The organism is Streptomyces cathayae (assembly GCF_029760955.1).
GTDB lineage: Bacteria > Actinomycetota > Actinomycetes > Streptomycetales > Streptomycetaceae > Streptomyces > Streptomyces cathayae.
Map to the genome: position 1 here is coordinate 2,212,461 of NZ_CP121682.1, position 18,148 is coordinate 2,230,608.

Genomic DNA, 18,148 nt, shown 5'->3' on the forward strand with positions numbered 1-18,148 from the left:
GGCATTGCAGATTGAGCAGCCCGTCCGACGTTCTGCGTGGTCACACACTCATGCCGTAGCCCAGCTCCTCAGCCCCGATGTGCCAGAAGGAGTTCTCGTCGGCAACGGCCTCGGCGTCAAGCATCTCGAATCGTTCCAGCAGCGCTTCAGTGAGCGCGTCGGCGGCCTGCTCGGCCAGGTCCACGGCCTCGTCGTCGCCCAGACCGTCACCGGGCCCCTCGTATGCAGCGGCCTCAGCAGCGGCCTCCTCATAAGCGCGGTTGAAGGCGACGAACGCCTCAATGTTGGAGTTCACCAGTTGGGGAGCACCGCCTTCCGGCAGACACCACAGCGAGCCGTCATCACGCCGCAGAGCGAACGCGCTCAGCCCTGGGTCGACCGCGACCAGGGCATACCGCGCACCTCCGACCGTGCGTTCCGCAAAAGGGGATGCCTGCCACATCCCGGGGTACGGACAGTGAGAACATCCGGCCAAGAGTGAGACGACCTCCGCGTCGATCATGCCGAGAACATAGCCAGCCCCGCCGACACTTCACCAACCCGGTGAAGCCATACGGTCACAGCACCAGGACGGCAGCGGACGCACCCTGACTTCGTCCGTCACCTCGTACATGTCGATGCGCAGCAGCGCCGGTCTCGGCCGTGCGAGCCGCGCACAGGGCGGCTCACGGAACCTGGCGGTAGGCCTCGCGGCGATTGCCCACGGTCAGGACCCACACGATGAGCTGCCCGTCCTCGACGGTGCAGACCGCCCGGTAGTCACCGACTCTGAGCCGCCACCGAGCGTTGTGCCCTTGAGGGCTTTACCCCGCGCGCGGGTGCGGTCTTGATGCCCCGGGCCTCACCCCTCGCGGGCGGCCCACGCCTTGCGCTCGTCGGCGATCCGGTCCAGTTCGCGCATCGCCTCGGCGTGGGCACTCATCCGCCGACTGACGCTGCCGATGGTGAACAGGACAGCTCCGGCCACAGACACCGGCACGGACAGTCCCAGCACGGCCACGGCCTCCGGCCAGTCGCGCTCGTTCTGGCAGTGGTCGCCGTGCCTCAGGCCCCTGTTGGCCGTGCCGTGCTCCGTCAGCAGCCGCGACTGGCATTTCACGGAGTACCGGTCGTCGGGCTTGCGGTCCACCTCGTACGGGGTGAGGAGCAGCAGCGTGCACCAGGTCCACAGCAGCCCGGCCACGACCAGTAGGCCGATGCCCCAGGATCGAGTTCGGCCGGCCCGGTCACGGAAGTCGAGGTCGTACTCACTTGATCGCACGACGGGTAAACCTATCAACGGCTTTCGCTGCCCTGGCCAGAACGTTCTCTCCGGGGCACCCGTGAGTCTTTTCTGGGACCTGGTCGAACGCGGCCACCCGTACAAGCCCCGCTCTATGCCCGGCTGTTCCCTCTCCAGCGGACGCCCACCTGGACCACGGCCGGCGGGCTGTGCACCATCCCGCGAGTTCGCCGTGCCTCTGGCTCCCCCGGCATGGAGCCTGACCAGGCACCTCGCCGCCCTCGGCCTGTAGCAACCGGGAGTTGACAGCTCGGACGGACCCGCGGGATGCCGCATGGTCAGCAGCCCGTCGACCGCCGCGGCAACCTCCTTCGCCGCCTTCCGCAACTACGGAAGGGCCTTGAGTTTGGCGTCGTTCGGCGCTTCGGGGCCCTGGTGAACGGCTGCAATCGTCGCGGGGCCGACTTGCAGCGACAGCACCACACACACAGCGCGCACATGCGAACACTGCGAGTGAACATGATTTTCGCGTGGGACGTTCACCCTCAGGGATCAATACGCGCCCTTCCGCCCTCGATCGGCACCCGCCCGCCCTACGCTGCGAAAAACGGTGCAGTTGGCCGGTCACGAGGAGGTGCGGAGCGATGGACACGGGAGCGGACTCCGGAGCGGACGGAGCGGAACCGGACTCAAGCACCGACTTCCTGCGTTGCTTCGGCCGCCAGATGAAGCTCCTGCGCGAGGCTTCCGGCTTCACCCAGACCCAGCTGGGGAGCCAGGTCGGCTACGGCGAGGCTCAGATCGCAGCAGTGGAGCAGGGTCGGCGCATCCCGAAGCCCGAGCTGATCGACGCCGTAGACCGGGCGGTGGACGCGCGGGGCGTGCTGATGGCCATGAAGGAGGAGGTGGCGAAGGCCCGGTATCCAGGGTTCTTCCGGCGGTACGCGGAGTTGGAGTTGCAAGCTGCCGAGTTGCACGCTTACGACAATCATGTGGTCAAAGGGCTTCTCCAAACGGAGGAGTACGCACGAGCCGTCTTCACCATGTGGCGCCCGCTGCTGAGCGAGGAGGTCATCGAGCAGCGTGTGGCCGCACGGTTGGAGAGACAGAAGTTGTTCGCCCGGCGGCCTGCCCCGCTCCTGAGCTTCGTCATCGAGGAACAGGTCCTGCTCCGCCCTGTTGGCGGTCACCGGGTGCTGCGTGACCAACTGGAGCAACTGCTGATCTTCGGGCACGAACGCAACGTCGAGATGCAGGTCATGCCGACAGAGCGCCTGGAACATGCGGGACTTGGTGGGGCATTCACGTTGATCCACCTCCCGGACCAGCGCAGGATTGGGTACATGGAGGTACAGGAGGCGAGCATCCTGTACACCGTGCCCAAGAAGGTCAGTCCGCTGGAAGCGACGTACGGCGTACTCCGAGCACAGGCGCTGACTCCCAGGGAATCCCTGGCCTTCATCCAGAAGCTGTTGGGAGAGACATGAAGGCAAGCAGTCCCGAGCCTGCCGTTGGTGAGCCGAGCTGGTTCAAAAGCAGTTACAGCTCGGGCAGTGGCGGCGACTGCGTCGAGGTCGCGGACGCCGGTACGGCCGTACTGGTCCGCGACTCCAAGCGGCCCGGCGGTCCGGTTCTCACTGTCGGTGCCGACCAGTGGACGGCGTTCGTACGGATGACAGCGCGCGATTGACCTGAAGAGGAGGGGTGGTCGGAAGCCAAGTTCTGGCTTCCGACCACCCCTCCTCTGTGCTCAACGGGGCGCCAACCCTGTGTCTTACGGTGGACATTCAACCTTCCCCACCCCTTGAGCAGCACGAGTCGGCAGGGTTGTTAGCCTGGCGAGTGCACGCCAATCGAGCAAACGGGGGCAAGAAGGCAGGGCGGAGCGGGCGGTACTCGCCTCCTGCTGAGCTGAGTGGCCCCGTCCCGATGGTGATTCCGCTCTGGGATGTACCGGAGAAGACAGGGCGAAGCTTTTGAGCCTGACGCCTCGGCAGTGCGGGGCACACCAGCCGACCACCCCATATTCGCCTGTTTTAGATCACCCGTCGAATACGGCTTGGCACGGCTGAGACCCTGTCACCTCGTCCTCAGGGCACGCTTCGCATCCAACCGGATGATGTCTGTCACTCGAGTTGTCCTCACACAGGGGAGGCGACAGTGAACGAGCTCAATGATTCAAGGAAGTGTCTCAACTGATGAGCAATATCCCTCTGTCACGTATGGGCACGGAGTCGACTCGCGCTCGTGCAGCGCAACGTGCGCTTGTCCTTACCGCACTGCTCGCCACGACCGCGCTCGCCTGTAGCCCCGCTTCCGACAAGGACGAGGCTGAACACAGCGCGTCCCCGCCCCCCGCAGCGGCCAGCGGTGCGGGGGGCGGGGAGGCCTCCGCCGACGCTCGCATCGAGCAGGTGAACGAGACCATGCGGAAAACACCGTTCAGCGCCGTCGGCACAACCACCGCCTTCGACGAAGGGTTGCAGGAGATCCGGTGGAATCCCTCCCAGGGCCTGCACATCAAGCTCACCGGAATCGGGGGCGACATGTACTGCAAGGATGGCGTGACCTATACGAGTGCGGACCTGCTGGCGAAGAACCTGCAGTCCAAGGGGATAGAGATCACCGTTCCCGAGCGGCTCGACGACACCTATGTGACCACGGAGAGCGGGCAGGGATGCGAGGCCTACTTCGCCGTACCGCCCGGCACGTTCGCTCCCGACAAGGACACCGACATCGAGGGAGTGCCGGCACAGGCCGTTACCGCAGCATCGGGGCCCACTTCGGACGTCTACTACATCAGCGAGGAGGACCCTGCTCGTCTGCTGAAGATGGAATCGACGCGCGACGGGCGCAAGAGCCGCACGACGTACACCGACTTCGGCAAGGAGACCAGTGTCGTCCTCCCGAAGGCCGACCAAGTCATGCCTCTGGAGCAGTTCCGTGAGGAGGTCGACGCGGGCTGACGCCCCTGCGGGTGGTCTCTCGTGGGTCCGTCACGCGCTTCATGCGTGACGGACGGGACTCTCGGGCGCTGTCCTGGTCGGTGATGGCAGGCAGCGGTCACGGCGGACGAACGCCCTTGTGATCCACAAGTCGGCCTGGTTGTTAGCCTGTCGGGCGCACGCCAATCGAGTGGACGGGGACATGAAGGCATGGCGGAGCAGTACGGGAACGCCGGTGGGACCGGGCAACCGGTCGGTATACGGCTGAATCAGTACCCGGCGGATCCAGGGGGCTCGCCGGGGCTTGTGGGCAGTGGCCGGAAGGACCTGGCGTCCAGCCCTGCTCAGAAGAAGGCCGCGGCCAAGGACATCGAGGAGAATCTCGAGCCCGACACCCGCAAGGCCGGCGACCGGGCGGACGAGGAGACCAACGCCGCGGTCAAGGCCTTCGCCGCGAAGGACGGCCACGGGTGGGTCACCTCCACAGCACTGAAGAAGGCGCACAAGACCTGGGGCGAGCAGGTGCAGAACCTGATGTCCCGTCTGAGTTCTGAAAAGGAAGCCCTGCGCAGCACCAACATCCTCTTCCAGAAAACCGACTTCAGCGTCGGACAGGGCGTGCGTCAGTCTTCCAACCTGGACGCCTACTGAGCCGCCCCCTCCCGCCACCGACCGTTCACGCCGACGCGCACCACGGGGACCCATGCCGACGTACCACGAGATCATGACGACCGACCTGGCCACGCTCACCAGCGCAGCCGACGGCTGGGACGACATGGCCAAGGAGTTCAGCAAGCAGGAGAAGGCCTACAAGCGGGACGTGCACGGCATATCCATGGGCCAGACCTGGCTGGGGTTGAGCGCGGATGCCGCCAACCGCCGCTTCGACACCACGCTGACGGAGTACCAGGACGCCCAGACCGAGGCGAAGGCCATCGCCTCCCTCCTGCGCGACGCCCACACCCAGTTCGTCGACCTCCGCGGCAAGCTCAGGACCGCCCGCCAAGAGGCCATCGAGGCCGACATGAAAGTGTCCGACCAGGGCGTCGTCTCCTACGACACCCAACGGGTCAGCGAGAGCACACGCACCGCCTACCGCCACGACCCCGATTTCCAGGAGAGCGTCCGCAAGAGCGTCCGCTCCTGGCAGGAGCGCATCGACCAGCTCGTCAAGGCCGTCACCGACGCCGACAAGGGCGTCGAGATCGCCTTCAACGCCGTCGTCGTCGATACCGACCTCCAGGACGGCACCTTCAACGGCTTCAACGGCCAGGCGAAGGGTGACATCGAGAAGTACGAGGCCGAGAACGCCGAGGAGATCGCCACAAGGATCGCGGGAGGCGAGAAGGTCTCCGCCGCGCAACTCGCCGAATTGGACCGCGCTTTCCGAGACAACGCCAAGAGTAAAGAGTTCACACAAACCCTCCTCAGCGGTCTGGGTGCTTCGGGGACCATGGAGCTCACCAACCGGCTCAGCACGCTCAGCCACGGCGGCAAGGACAGGGGAACGTTTGCGGGTCTTCAGGAGGGCTTGGCCAACTCCCTGGCGACAGCGACGAAGAACCCCGACTCCGCTTTCTACAGGAAGTTCCGCACCGACATGCAGAAGGCCGGTGTCCAGAAGTTCGATCTCGACGTCGCCAACCAGAAAATTTCAGTCGGCGTCGGCCACGGTCAGCAAGTGCGTGGCTACCAGAGCCTGGTCACTCTGATGCAAGCGGGCGACGGATACTCCGGGCAGTTCCTCAAGGACCTGGCCACCGACATTCGAGCCGTCGAAGACAAAACACAGGGTGGGGACCCGGACATATGGGACCTCAGTGGCCACTTCAGCGGAAAGGACGACGGCTGGTTCGCCAATGATCCGCTCGACGGCGTGCTGGGCATCATGGCCAAGGACCCGAGCACGACCATCAGCTATCTCGACCCAGGCCCCGACGGAAAGAACGACAACCTCACGTACCTGCTCGCGGAGCGGGATTGGAACCATGTCGACACCACTCGTTGGCAGGGCAAGGTCGAGGTGACGGGTGAGGACACTTTCGACCAGGATGTACGAGCAGGACTGGGACTCGCACTGGCCACAGGAGCCACGGGCAACGTGGCGGGAGCCGATGGAACCGAATTCAGTCGCCACACGGCCGCGCAAGCCCGTGTCATGCACGCCACGGTCAACCTCCTGGACTACGGACATGCTGACGGCACGTTCGGTGAGGACAAGAAGGAGCCGCGCACAGGGAAGGCCGACGAACTGCTGGCCGGTGATGACTACGCCGCCTTGCGCGGGCCTCTCTCTCAGGCACTTGCCGACTACTCACCGGATGTTGTGGAGACCATCAACGGCGACGCTCCGGGTGGCCGCGCCGGCAGGGCGGAAATCTACGAGAATGGCGAAGATTCCCAGATTCAGAACAGCCGCAGCAGCTTGATACGCATGATGCGTGGCGTATCGGAAGCAGACGACATCCAGAACTTCGAGCGCATTTATCACGCGCAACAGGGTTACATGTCCGAGCAACTGATGGACAAGGATTTCCCGAACGCTACCGCTGCCCTGAACGAAGCCCGCAAGTATGGCGAAGTCACTGGTGCTCTTAACGCCGTCGGCGGTGACGTGAAGATGGACGTACACGACGACAAGATTTCCGATGCAACCGATACACGGTTCTACGGCTACCACCTCGGTGGCGGCATGATCACCAACATTCCGATAGTAGGAGACATGTCCCAACGCCTGGTGGACATCTCTCTCAATAACTGGCTGGCGGGGGTACAGGCAGAAGAGGGTTCCTTGGCCAAAGAGGAATTGAACCGGAGCAACGACGTAGCGCAAGACAACATCGACCGCTACTTCGACAGGTGGGGCGAGGAGCGAAGCCTGGCCCCAGAGGTCGCCGAGGACGCCGCCGGCGAGGCCCAGCAGAGTTACATTTCCGGACGGCAGACCGCGTACGAAGCTCTGCGGTCCCGCTGAGCGCAAGCCCGAAAAAAGGAATCGATACACACATGCCCCCCAGCCCACACAGGAAGAAGTCACTGCTCATCGCTGCGGGAACGTTGGTTGCCGTCAGTGCTCTCGTCTCGACGCACATGTGGCAGAACACGAATGTGCTGGGGTCGGCCTCATTCTGCGACCAGCGGGTGGAGTCTGCGGACGCACAGGGTGCCCTGAATTCCTCGGGCCGGGTCTCGGAAGGGCGTGTGCAAAGCTCCCCCGGCGAGCCGGAATTCACGTGCGTGATCGAGCGCACCAGTCGCTTCCTCGGGGACACGGACCAGCAAGTCACCTTGACGACCGCGAACGAGGACGGACCCTTCCCGTACACCACTCATGTGTGGAAGAACCCCGGCGCACGTTCCTACTTCAAGGGGGAAACGAGTGGAGCCGTGGCTCCTACCGGGGGTTACGTCGTCCTGCCGAAGTCGTGCTGGGGCAAGGTGGGCAACATACGGGGAACCCGTGTCATCCCGCCCGACGACGACGGTGTGTCCGCCGTCGAAGCCACCATGACGAAGGGCCAGGCCGACCCGGAAGGGCTGGCCCGGCTCCTGGCTCGCGCCGCGCAGAAAGTCGCCGCAGACGCCGGATGCGCCACCCCGTCGCTGGAAGAGTCACCGGAACTCGCCGCACCTGACGGCGTGCGCACAACGGACGTCGGGAAGGTATGCGGACTGCCGGGCTTCTCCTTGCCCGACGACACTGTGATTACCGGTGTCGCCGAACCCGATCAGGAGCAGATCAGCAGGGACGCGAAGGACGTGTGGGCGTGCGATCTGACCCTGGCCGGCAGTGCCGGGGCCACCGTCTCCTTCGCCGCAACCTCGGACCAGAACATGGTCGACGCAGCCCTTCAGGACACTCACGGTTTCCGCGAGCTGCCCAACAGCCAAGGTATCGCCGCCGTCGACCAAGCAATTCTGCACTGCGCCGAAGGCGACGTGTACTTCGCCGCTCACTGGAACCGCGAGTACACCGGCGCCCTTTCGGACAAGCAGGATCGGGTCTCGAAGGTCCACGGGAAAACGTTCGACGCCTTCGTCGCCTCTGCGGCCGACCTGTATTCCTGCCCTGACGTCACGCTTACGAAAAGCTGAGAAAACGGGATTGTGGATAGACGACAGGGTGGACACCTCCCGCGCGTGTCCACCCTGTTCGCTTTCTGCGTGCGCTGTGCGCGGTCGCCCTACATGAAGTAGCTGGCGCCCCTCAGGTCGCCGCCTCGGTAGTCACCGCCGGCGGTGCCGACGGTCTTGCCGATGCTGACCAGTGCCTGGTGGATGCCGGAGGCGTGGCGGTCCCACTGCTTGGTCTTCTTGGTGAATTCCTCGTAGGCCTCGCCGCCCCAGCCCGCGGCCGCGTCCAGGACCGCCTTCTTGAGGGCCTCGAGGTCCTCCTCGAGCTTCTTGGCCTGGTCGCCGAGTTCGGTGGCGAGCGCGTCCATGGTGCCGTAGGTGACGGCGAGTTCGCCGTAGTGGGGTGCGGACATGTCTTCCTCGTTTCTTGGGGATCCTGCAGATCGTTTTCGCGGACTCGCGTCAGTACTTGCTGAGTGCCGAGGTCTTTCCACCGAGGTCGTCCACCGAGATCTTGGCGACGTCGGCCTCGATCTGGTCCTCGAGCTTGCGCTTGTCGGCCTTGTTCAGCTGGATGCCCTCGAGGAAGTCGTCGAGCATCCGGCCGATCGAGGCCATGTGGCTGTTGATCTCCGTCTGCTTCTTGTCGAAGGCGATGGCGCCCTGGCCGGTCCAGTGCTTCTCGATCATGTCGATCGTTGCCTGGAGTCGAACGAGAGACTGCCTGATCGAGTCGTACCGGTCGACGACGTTCGTCTGGAGTTTCTCTACTTGGGCCTCGTAAAGCTTGCGGCCTTCAGCCATGTCGGCAGTCCCTTTCGTGAGAGCGGTGGTGCGGTGTGGCACCGCGTGGTGGTGGGTGGTCGGTTGTGCCGGGGGCCGGCTGGTGTGTGCGCCTTTCCTATGCGCGTCGTCGTGAGCGGATCACGGCGACGGCGCCGCCCCCGATCGCCAGGACCACCGCTGCGGCTCCGAGGGTCACCCAGAGGGTGGTGTTGTCGGAAGTCCCCGTGTCGAAGGCGGCTGTTGAGCTCTGGTCGTCCGACGTGTCCTTCGTACCCTTCGGGGGCTGGGGAGACGGTGAGGTGGTGGAGGCCACCGGGTCGCCCGATTCGTCCAGGACTCCGGTGGCGTTCTCCTTGGCAAGCGGGTCGGTGCCGGGCGGGACGGGCTTGAAGTCCTCGTCCATCAGGACCTTGCGCGGACGGATCAGGCCGTAGCCGAGGTAAACACTCGGGTCGTCCCTCGCCCAGTCGCGGCCGGCGGTGTCGATAAGGCTGGCGAGGACCTGGTTGGCGGTCCAGTCGGGGTGGGCGGACCAGATAAGGGCGGCGGAGGCAGAGGTGAGAGCGGTGGCGGCGCTCGTTCCTCCCTGATCGCAGTACGAGCGGAAGGTTGCGTCGCACCAGCCGGGCATGTCGATCCCAGGAGCTGCCAAGTCGACGTAGTTTCCGTACTCCGAAAACTTCGCTACCTTTCCGGACTCGTCCGAGGCAGCAACACCGACTACATAGGGATAGGCGGCAGGATATCCGATGAGGCTCTTTCTTTCCGCATCGTTCCCCACGGAGGCGAACATCAATTTACCCTTGGACTGAGCATACTTTACGGCCGACTCAACTTCGGAGTTGTCACCCGGGCTTCCAAATGACATATTGATGATTTTGGCATCGCTGTCAGCAGCTGCTCTGATCGCTTCGGCCGGGCTCGGAGTCTTACTTATCTCCGCCTTGTCCTTCAGAACATCGGTGAACACGATCCGGTAAGGCACGATTCTGGCTCCGGGAGCAAGCCCCTTCAGGCCCCCACCCGCGCCGGTGCCGACGATCAGTTCCGCCATGGTTGTGCCATGGCCATCGTAATCATCAGTGGCCCCATAAGCGACAGTCCGTGGCACCTCGTCCGTGAGTACCTGCCCTTTCAGGGAAGGAGTTTCAGGGTTGACACCAGAATCGATGACCGCAACCTTGACCCCCTTTCCGGTGCTCACTTTCCATATCTCATCGGTTTTCATCGCCGACAGGTACCACTGTTGCGACTGGGCGTCTGCAGCTGCTGCACCGGACGTCAGACCTGCCGAGAGGATGAGTACAGCCCCAAGTGCTGAGCAGACACAAGTGCTCCACCTCTTGTGCCGCTCCCGAGAGGTCGCGCTCCGCCTGACGCGTCGGCTGAACCTTGACACCATGCTTCTGTCTGTCCTTCTTCAGTCCGGTCAGTCGGTCGCCGACGGATCACTGCGCCGCTCATCGCGACGTGAACGGCCCGTGTCGGAGCCGCGATTACCTGTGGCACCACGTTGCGTCCCGGAGGATGCCTCAGTGGTGCGTACTCCGTTCCTTGGGCCGGGAGCTCTCCCGTTGGGCATTCCGACGACACCGTCAGGGCTGTTGATGGAACGGCGGGAAGCCTGCCCTGTGTTCGACGTCGTAGAAGGTACTCCGATCACCCCGTGCTGACCGGGCCTCTGCCCAGTCGTGCGCGAACCAGGTGCACTTTCACCACCGATGACCGTGCCGCGCGGCAACTTGGAGCCATTCCCGCCAGGCGCAGCGCCAGTGACTGGCCGCCCGCCGATAACACCACCGCTACGCCCGGGACTACTACGGTCGGACGGCGAGGCTCCCATAGCACCTACAGGACCACGGGGGACACCTCCGACGTGTCCGGGCATCGGTCCTCCAGGCTTCGGTACCCCGCCGACGATGCCACGTCCCACAGGACCAGTTCCGGGGCTCCCTGCTTGCCCCGGCAGCGCGGTACGTCCTACTGGTCCCAGAGGGCCGGTCCCGCGGCTTCCCACCGGCCCCGGCGCAGCAGCACGTGGATTCTGGCCCAAGGGACCAGGTCCGGTACGACCTGCCGGAGTGTTGCCTGTTGTGCCCCCGGCTCGTCCCGGTGCCGACGGGGGAACCTTGGCCGCGGGCATGCCACTGGGCCCCCTGGTGCGTCCGACGGTCCCGCGAAGAGCGGGTGTAGCCGTGCTGGGGACGATGGGAGGAATCGATCCCTGCTGACCAACGGGCCCAGCCGTCGCTGGTGGTGTGGCCGTGGTCGGCTTCATGGCCTCCTGGGGCGGCAACGTACCAGCGCTGTTGATCTCCGTGCCGACTCGTTGGTCTAGACGTGCAACGGCATCGACTGTTTCCCTGGTGACGGGCGCTAGATCTCCAACTGGCTGCGACCGCCCGGCAGGTGAATTAACCGGCTGTCGGTCTACGACTGCCGAATCTTCGGCCCCCGGCAGCCCTGGCGTCACCCGCACTCGGGGAGGCTCCACTTTCTCACCGCCCCACGGCTCCGGGACCCCCGCATCCGGCATCTTCGGGAATACCGGCTCCTCCTCCTTCGCCATCGTTCCCGCTGACACCGTGTAGAACGACGCCAGTCGGTACATCTGGTTGATGGCTTCCTGGCGGTGGTCCTCCGCCTTCACCGCTGCCGTGTACTCGTCGTTGCTCTCGACCTGCTTGGCCTCGGGGAGCTCCTCGACCCGCTTGGGGTCGGTGCGGTTGTCGCGCGGGGGCATGGACTTGCGGACGGAGGCGAGGCCGGAGCCGGCGGCCAGGACCTGGGTGCCGACGACATCGGCGTAGTCGGCGATGCCCTTGGCGGTCCTGACGAGGCTGGTGGCCCACTTGGTGAAGGCGGTCTGGGACTCGCCCTTCCAGTCGATGTCGCCGAGGAGGTTGTCCTCGAGTTCGTCGGCGGCCTTCTGGATGGCGTCCCGGGCGTCGACGAGGGCGGTGCCGGCGGACTCCAGGAGTTCCGGGTTGGCGGACTCGACGATGTCGATCATCTGGTTGAGCTTGTAGTCCTCGAAGCTCGTGGAACCGAAGTGGATGCCCCGGACCGAACCCAACGGGCTGACGGCGAGGCCGGTCATGCTCGTGACAGCGTCGAGCATGTTGTTCTGTGCCAGCGCCTCCCGCCGCTCCTCCTGGTGCAGGTCCGGCTTGTTCTCTTCGCCGCTCATCAGTACCCCGCGTCGGTCTGGCCAGCGCGGTTCTCCCGCTTGTCGTGCTGGTCGAGCATCTCTTCCCGCGTCTGGTTGACCTCGAGCCGGATCTCGTGGAACCGCCGGCGCTGTTCCTCTTCGAGGTTGTCGAAGGTGACGTCCACGCCGTGTACGGCGATCTGCATGGCCTCCAGTTGGAGTCCCAGCGACTTGGAGAGGGCGGTGATGCGCTCATGGACGCGCTCGTACTCCAGGTGGAGCATCTTGCCCTCCGGGAAGGCACCGCTGCCGAAGGCCGTCTCCGGCAGGCTGTGGGCCCGGACCTTCGACGAACCGCCCGGCGACTCCTCGAAGGTGGAAAGCAGGTCGTCCACCCGCTTCTTGAACGTCGACAACGCCATCACACCGCGGCGCAGATCCGCTGCGCCTCCGCCCCCGTCTGCGAAAAGCACTTCGCTTCCTCCCCGTTCTCCCCGTGCTGTGGCCGGATCCGCGCACGTCACCCGACGGTTCGCGCTCTTGCGGTGATCACGACCGCAACCACAACGGAATCACAACGGAACCACTCTAGTGACCCGCACCGACAGCCCCAACTGCCATATCCAGTCGTGGTACTGACACTCTGCAGGTCCTCGCCCGTCGTTCACCGGACAATATGGCTCTCACTTCGGTCACGGACACCCCGACCGTGGTCGAGCGGTCTTTCTCACATTGCAGTGTGGTCCCTGCGAACGCCCGCCGTCCGGGGCCGTCTGCGGGCGTCCCGGATCGCCACCGCCGTTCCGCCCAGCCCTGCCACCAGGACCGCCGCACCGACGGTGACGTAGGTCGCAAGGCGGGCGTTGCGTTCGTCGGCGGTCTCGCCGAGCGGGAGCTTCGCCGCGGTGGGCGCCTCGGCCGAGGTCAGGCCTTCGTCGGGCCGGGGGGACTCGACCGGCCGGTCGTCCTCCGTCAGCGCGCGGACCGGGTCCACCACTCCCCAGCCGACCAGGCGGTCGTGGCCGGCGATGGTGCGTTCCGCGGTCTGTTCGATCTGGGCGACGATCTGGCGCGGGGTCCAGTTGGGGTGCTCGGCCTTGATGAGCGCCGCGATGCCCGCGACGTACGGCGCGGAGAAGCTGGTGCCGTTGTCGGCGCAGTGGCCTCCGCGGGGAACGGTGGAGATGATGTCGACGCCCGGTGCCGCCACGCCGACGAAGTCGCCCGACTGGGAGAAGGAAGCGCGTTCGTTGTTGCGGTCGGAGGCGGCGACGGCGAGGACGCCCTCGTAGGAGGCGGGGTAGGTCTTCTTGGTGTTGCCGCCGACTCCGTCGTTGCCCGCCGACGCGACGACGACGACCCCCTTGGCCAGGGCCTCCTCGACCACCGCTTCCAGCTTCGGGTCCGGTTCGACGGCGCCCGCGGTGTCCTGGGAGATGTTGATGACGTGCGCACCGGCCTGGACGGCGTAGTCGATCGAGCGGGCGAGGCTGTCGGTGTCTCCGTTGCCCTCCGCGTCGTTCTGCTGGATCGGGATGATGGTCGCCTCGGGGGCCAGGCCCACGAAGCCTGTCCCGTCGGCGGGCCGGGCGGCGATGATGCCGGCGACCTTGGTGCCGTGGCCGACGGTGTCGGTGGTGCCGTTCTCGTTGCCCCGGTCGACGGGGTCGCCGTTCTCGTCCTTGAGGTTCTCGGGCAGGAAGTTGCGGCCGCTCTTCACGTCCACCGCGTTCTTCAGCTGGGGGTTCTTCACGTCGACGCCGGTGTCGATGACGGCGACCCGTACGCCCTTGCCCCTGGACTCGCTCCACAGCTCGTCGAGCCGGACGCGCTGGAGGGACCAAGGGCGGCCCGGATAGGTGGCGTTGGGGTATGCGCACTGGTCGGAGAAGGAGTCCTCCGCGGCGGCCGGGGGCGCGATGGCCAGGGAGGCCGCCGTCAGCAGGGTCGCGGCGGCTGGCGTGAGGAGGGGGAGGGAGCGAAGGCGCTTGCGTCGCATGATGGGTGGCGGCCTCCGCTACGAGCCCTGCGGCTGGCGTGCCGCGGCCGTGGACAGGCGGGGGCCCGTGGGGAGGAACGCGGACCAGGCGGCGGGGATCGGCGCGGGGTCCACGTCGGCGTAGCCCAGGCGTGTCTGGGCCTGCTGGGCCTCCTGCTCCAACTGCTTCTTCTCCTCGGCCGACATGCCGATCCCGGCGTCGTCGGTGGCGCTGTCCGCGTTGGACTGCAGGACGTAGCGGAGGCCGGTGTCGGTGACCAGGAAGACGGGGCCCGCCTTCGTCTCCGCGCCCTTGAACTGGCGGTAGAGCTGACCGGAGCCGGGCGTGACGTAGGCACTGGAGGAACCGGCGGGGAGGTCGGCCGGGAAGTCGGTGCCCGCCCAGGTGCTGAGGGTGGTGGCGCCCTTGTCGCCGACGCCGCGCAGGACGTTGCAGACCGTGTTGCGGCTGCCCTTGGTGTCCGCCGCCGAGTTGACCGCTTCGGGGGTGCCGGTCGGCCAGTCGTGTTCGGTGCCGAAGGGCTCGCCCGGGACGATCGCCCCGGGGCTCATGTCCAGTGCCTGGCCGGCCTGCCCGACCTGTGCCAGGTCCTTGCTGAACAGCAGGAGTTGGGCGACGAAGGCGGACACCGGCGCGACCCGGCCGGGCAGTACGACGTAGTACTGCTCCTTGTTGTTGTCGAACGCCTTGAGCACCGTGCCGACCTTGTCGGCCGACTCGCCGAGCTTGCCGGGGGCGTTCGCGGGTGTGCCGGGCGTGCTCCCGACGTCCGGGAAGGTGATCGGGTCGCCCTGGTGGAGGGTCGCCAGCCATTCGCGGGACACCCGCTGGGGTTCGCGTCCGGAGCCGACGACCGTGCGCAGCAGCAGTTCCAGGTCGGCGCCGGTGTCCACCTCGTCGATCCGGTACGCCGTGCCGCCCGGGTCCACGACGAAGCGCTTGCCGTCGGGGCCTGCCACATAGAGCAGTTCGCCGCCGGTCAGCTTCTGCTTGCCCTCGGTCAGTTCCTTCTCGCGGTCGGCGAGGACCAGTGCGGCCTTCTGGATGGACCGGCCGCCCGCGCTCGGACGCTCACAGACCGCCCACCGCTTGGCGGCGCCCGCCTCCTTGTCGGAGGGCAGACGGTCGGGGGCGTAGGGGATGCCGATGGTGAGGCCGTGCGGGAACTTGCCGCTGTCCAGGAGCGATTCGCTCACGGTGACGACATCGCCCTTTCCGGGGGCGAGGAGGAGCTTGGCGGACGCCATGTTGAGCACGGGGTGCAGTTGGGCCTCGTCGCCGGTCTTCAGGACGACGTACCGGGTGGTCGACTTGCTGGCGATGATCACTTTCTCGTTGGGGGTGTCCCAGCCCTTGGGCGCGGTGGGCTTGAACATGCCCCAGGCGCCGAACACGGCCATGACGATCACGCCGATGACGAGTCCGGGCACCACGCCCCGCAGGGGGCGCGGCGCACCTTCGTCGGAACCGTGCGGGAACGACTGGACGAAGGCCGCGAGCAAGCGGCGCTTCGCGAAGGTGTAGGCGTTGAGTTGATCCCGCCGAGATGCCATTGGTGAGTGTCTCTCCCCGTGTCCCGCCCGTGTGCGTCCGTGTCCCGATCGTGTCTGTCCGGGCAGTACCGGGGATCGCCGTCCCCTGCCCGCCGATGTCGGACGCGGCCCCTACTATGCCTGGTGTGAGGGGGGAGTTGGGGACCGGGTAGGGTGCCTGGGCCCTTCGGAGCCTGGTGCGGTACCGGAGTTCCAGCGAGTTGCGGGCGAATTGGGGGGATGGAGTGATGGTTGCCGGAACGCGGGCCTCGAGCCGTGACCGGACGGGGGCACGCGGCTCCGCCGGACCGGGGTCGCGGGCGACGCGGCAGCCGTCCGCGCGAGGCGGTCCCCATCTCAGGCTGCGTGCGGGACGGCCGGGTTCGTTCCGGCTGCAACGGATCGTCCTGCTGGAGCTCGCGGCAGCCGTCCTCCTCACCGGGTGGGCCATCGGCACCCTGGCGCTGGTGCCCGCCGCCGTGGTCGCCGTCGCGTTGGTCCTGCCGGCCTTCGTCCGTCGCCGGGGCCGTTCCCTGCCCGAGTGGGTCGCCACGGCGCGGGCCCTGCGCGCCCGGCGGAAGCGCGCCCCGGAGCTGGTGATAGCGCCCGGCACCGAGCCGGGACTCGCCCCGGCCCTGGAGTGCGATCCGAGCCTGCGCACGTACGCGTACGGCGGCCGAGAGCGGCGGCCCGTCGGCATCATCGGGGACGGGACCTTCGTCACCGCGGTGGTGCAGGTGGAGGGGGACGCCACCGCCCTGCGCGCCGAGCGGAGCCGGCGGCCGCTGCCGCTGGCCCTGGTGCGGGACGCGCTCGAGGTGGACGGGATCCTCCTGGAGTCGGCGCAGATCGTGCTGCACACGCAGCCCGCGCCCGCGCTGCACCTGCCGCGTCAGTCCGTGGCCGTCAGCAATTACGCGCCGTTGCAGGAGCAGACCGGCGCTCCCGCGGTACGGATCACCTGGATCGCGTTGAAGGTCGCCCCGGAGCTGTGTCCGGAGGCCGTGGCGGCCCGGGGCGGGGGCCTGGTCGGCGCGCAGAAGTGCGTCGTACGGGTCGCCGACCACCTCGTCAGCCGGCTGACCGGCGCCGGGTTCCGCGCCACGGTGCTCGACGAGGAGGAGCTGACGTCGGCCATCGCCACGTCGGCCTGCGCCAACCCGCTGGTGACGGCCGAGGCGGGGCGGGCGGACCGGCACGAGAGGCGCACCGAGGAGTCCAGCCGGAGCTGGCGCTGCGACAACCGCAGGCACACCACGTACTGGATCCGCAAGTGGCCGCACCTGGGCGGCGACCGCGGGAGCTCGCTGCCCCAGTTCGTCGCGCGGGTCACGGCGGTTCCCGCGCTCGCCACCACGGTCAGCCTCACCCTCGCGCGCGCGGACCGGCGGGAGATGTCACTGCGGGGCCATCTGCGGATCACCGGGCGCAGCGCCGAGGAACTGACCGAAGCACGACGTGCGGTGGAGAGCGCCGCGCGGGAGGCCGGCGCGGCGCTGACGCGGCTCGACCGGGAGCAGCTGCCGGGCGTGCTCGCCACTCTGCCCCTCGGAGGTGTCCGATGACCGCCATGACGACACGGACCGCTGACGGGCCGAAGGGGCCGGACGGACCCGCTGCGCCGGGAGCCGGGAACGTACCGAGCGGTGCACGGCCGTCGGCCGCCCGGCGGGCACGCGGCCTGCTGCACGCCGGTTTCGGCCTGCTCGGTCCACGCCACGGCCACCACACCCTGTCCGCGGAGGACGTGGACGCGCTGTCGCTGCCCATCGGGGACGACGGCGTCGTCATCGGGGTGGACGCCGAGGGACAGTCGGCGGTGCTGGGACTGAACCGGCCCACGCCGTACGATGTCGTGCTCATCGGCGGCCTGTGGACGGCCCAGGTGTTCGCCCTGCGGGCCGCGGCGACCGGCGCGCGGGTGGCCGTGGAGACCGGGCGGGCGCAGGCGTGGACCCAGATGGTCCACGCCATGGGCGGCGGTCAGAACGGGCTCGCGGTCTACGACGTGGGGCGGGTCCCCCCGCTGGGCGCCTCGGCCGGTACGCCGGTACTGGTGGTGCGCGACTGCGGCATGCGGCCACCGCGGGGGCGCGTGGTCTCCGGACCCTGGAGGTCGGTGCTGACGCTTCTGCCCTATCTCAGCCCCGTCGCGCCCCGGCTGATCCGGCAGGCGCGTCTCGTGGGCGTGCAGCGGGTGTCGCCGGACGAGGCCGGGGAGTTGGGCCGCTCGATGGGCTTGCCCCGGGGCGAGGTGGAGGCGTTGCCGACCCTCGCGGACGGCGTCACCCTCTGGTGCGCCGACCGCGATCGGCAGTACGTGATGACTCAACCGACGGACGCCGAGGTCGGGTTGCTGGGTACACCGCGACGGATGGAGTCAACTTGACCCGGCCCTGAAGGACCGGGCTTGGAGGTAGCGCCCAGCCGGCTGCTGG

At 67.1% G+C, this 18,148-nt stretch carries 16 protein-coding genes and 1 pseudogene; 8 read left to right on the forward strand and 9 right to left on the reverse strand.

Annotated elements, in window-relative coordinates:
* Positions 1-40 precede the first annotated feature (40 nt).
* The 3 genes and pseudogenes from PYS65_RS09915 to PYS65_RS09925 form a co-directional block, all read right to left on the reverse strand.
* Positions 41-502, reverse strand: a complete 462-nt coding sequence (locus PYS65_RS09915) for an SUKH-4 family immunity protein (RefSeq protein WP_279333490.1) — start codon at positions 500-502, stop codon at positions 41-43.
* Between the two features lie 163 nt (positions 503-665).
* Positions 666-773 (reverse strand): annotated as a pseudogene (locus tag PYS65_RS09920) (type II toxin-antitoxin system RelE family toxin); the annotation flags it as partial.
* A gap of 68 nt (positions 774-841) precedes the next feature.
* Positions 842-1,261: a hypothetical protein gene (locus PYS65_RS09925; protein WP_279333491.1), complete on the reverse strand. Its 420-nt coding sequence runs from the start codon at positions 1,259-1,261 to the stop codon at positions 842-844.
* 605 nt (positions 1,262-1,866) lie between these two features.
* On the opposite strand from PYS65_RS09925, the gene PYS65_RS09930 reads away from it, so the two are divergent.
* The 6 genes from PYS65_RS09930 (at position 1,867) to PYS65_RS09955 (ending at position 8,262) form a co-directional block, all read left to right on the forward strand.
* A complete protein-coding gene (locus PYS65_RS09930) occupies positions 1,867-2,709 on the forward strand; it encodes a helix-turn-helix domain-containing protein (RefSeq protein ID WP_279333492.1) in 843 nt (280 codons plus the stop codon).
* On the forward strand, positions 2,706-2,912 hold the full coding sequence (locus PYS65_RS09935) for a DUF397 domain-containing protein (protein ID WP_279333493.1): 207 nt from the start codon (positions 2,706-2,708) through the stop codon (positions 2,910-2,912). The genes PYS65_RS09930 and PYS65_RS09935 overlap by 4 nt, the downstream gene beginning before the upstream one ends.
* A gap of 508 nt (positions 2,913-3,420) precedes the next feature.
* Positions 3,421-4,188: a hypothetical protein gene (locus PYS65_RS09940; protein WP_279333494.1), complete on the forward strand. Its 768-nt coding sequence runs from the start codon at positions 3,421-3,423 to the stop codon at positions 4,186-4,188.
* Positions 4,189-4,377: 189 nt separating this feature from the next.
* Positions 4,378-4,818 carry a hypothetical protein gene (locus tag PYS65_RS09945; protein ID WP_279333495.1) on the forward strand — a complete coding sequence of 147 codons (441 nt, stop codon included), beginning with the start codon at positions 4,378-4,380 and terminating at the stop codon, positions 4,816-4,818.
* A gap of 73 nt (positions 4,819-4,891) precedes the next feature.
* Positions 4,892-7,141 (forward strand): hypothetical protein, encoded by a 2,250-nt coding sequence (locus tag PYS65_RS09950; protein WP_279333496.1) that lies wholly within the window; start codon positions 4,892-4,894, stop codon positions 7,139-7,141.
* 116 nt (positions 7,142-7,257) lie between these two features.
* A complete protein-coding gene (locus PYS65_RS09955) occupies positions 7,258-8,262 on the forward strand; it encodes a hypothetical protein (RefSeq protein WP_279333497.1) in 1,005 nt (334 codons plus the stop codon).
* A gap of 89 nt (positions 8,263-8,351) precedes the next feature.
* On the opposite strand, the gene PYS65_RS09960 is transcribed toward PYS65_RS09955, so the two are convergent.
* From PYS65_RS09960 to eccB, 6 genes are all read right to left on the reverse strand, one after another.
* Entirely contained in the window at positions 8,352-8,654 is a 303-nt protein-coding gene (locus PYS65_RS09960; protein ID WP_279333498.1) for a WXG100 family type VII secretion target, read from the reverse strand.
* Positions 8,655-8,703: 49 nt separating this feature from the next.
* Positions 8,704-9,045, reverse strand: coding sequence for a WXG100 family type VII secretion target (locus PYS65_RS09965; protein WP_279333499.1), 342 nt, complete (start codon positions 9,043-9,045; stop codon positions 8,704-8,706).
* 97 nt (positions 9,046-9,142) lie between these two features.
* Positions 9,143-10,255: a S8 family serine peptidase gene (locus PYS65_RS09970; protein WP_279333500.1), complete on the reverse strand. Its 1,113-nt coding sequence runs from the start codon at positions 10,253-10,255 to the stop codon at positions 9,143-9,145.
* 1,961 nt (positions 10,256-12,216) lie between these two features.
* A complete protein-coding gene (locus tag PYS65_RS09975) occupies positions 12,217-12,651 on the reverse strand; it encodes a hypothetical protein (protein WP_279333501.1) in 435 nt (144 codons plus the stop codon).
* A 254-nt stretch (positions 12,652-12,905) separates the two neighbouring features.
* On the reverse strand, positions 12,906-14,177 hold the full coding sequence (gene mycP / locus PYS65_RS09980; protein ID WP_279333503.1) for a type VII secretion-associated serine protease mycosin: 1,272 nt from the start codon (positions 14,175-14,177) through the stop codon (positions 12,906-12,908).
* An 18-nt stretch (positions 14,178-14,195) separates the two neighbouring features.
* Entirely contained in the window at positions 14,196-15,731 is a 1,536-nt protein-coding gene (gene eccB, locus PYS65_RS09985; RefSeq protein ID WP_279333505.1) for a type VII secretion protein EccB, read from the reverse strand.
* Between the two features lie 227 nt (positions 15,732-15,958).
* Between eccB and eccE the strand changes: the two genes are divergently transcribed.
* Together eccE and PYS65_RS09995 are read left to right on the forward strand one after the other, a co-directional pair.
* Positions 15,959-17,275, forward strand: coding sequence for a type VII secretion protein EccE (eccE, locus tag PYS65_RS09990; RefSeq protein WP_279333506.1), 1,317 nt, complete (start codon positions 15,959-15,961; stop codon positions 17,273-17,275).
* Complete coding sequence (locus tag PYS65_RS09995; RefSeq protein WP_279333507.1) at positions 17,272-18,099, forward strand: hypothetical protein; 828 nt, start codon at positions 17,272-17,274, stop codon at positions 18,097-18,099. The genes eccE and PYS65_RS09995 overlap by 4 nt, the downstream gene beginning before the upstream one ends.
* Positions 18,100-18,148: the final 49 nt, after the last annotated feature.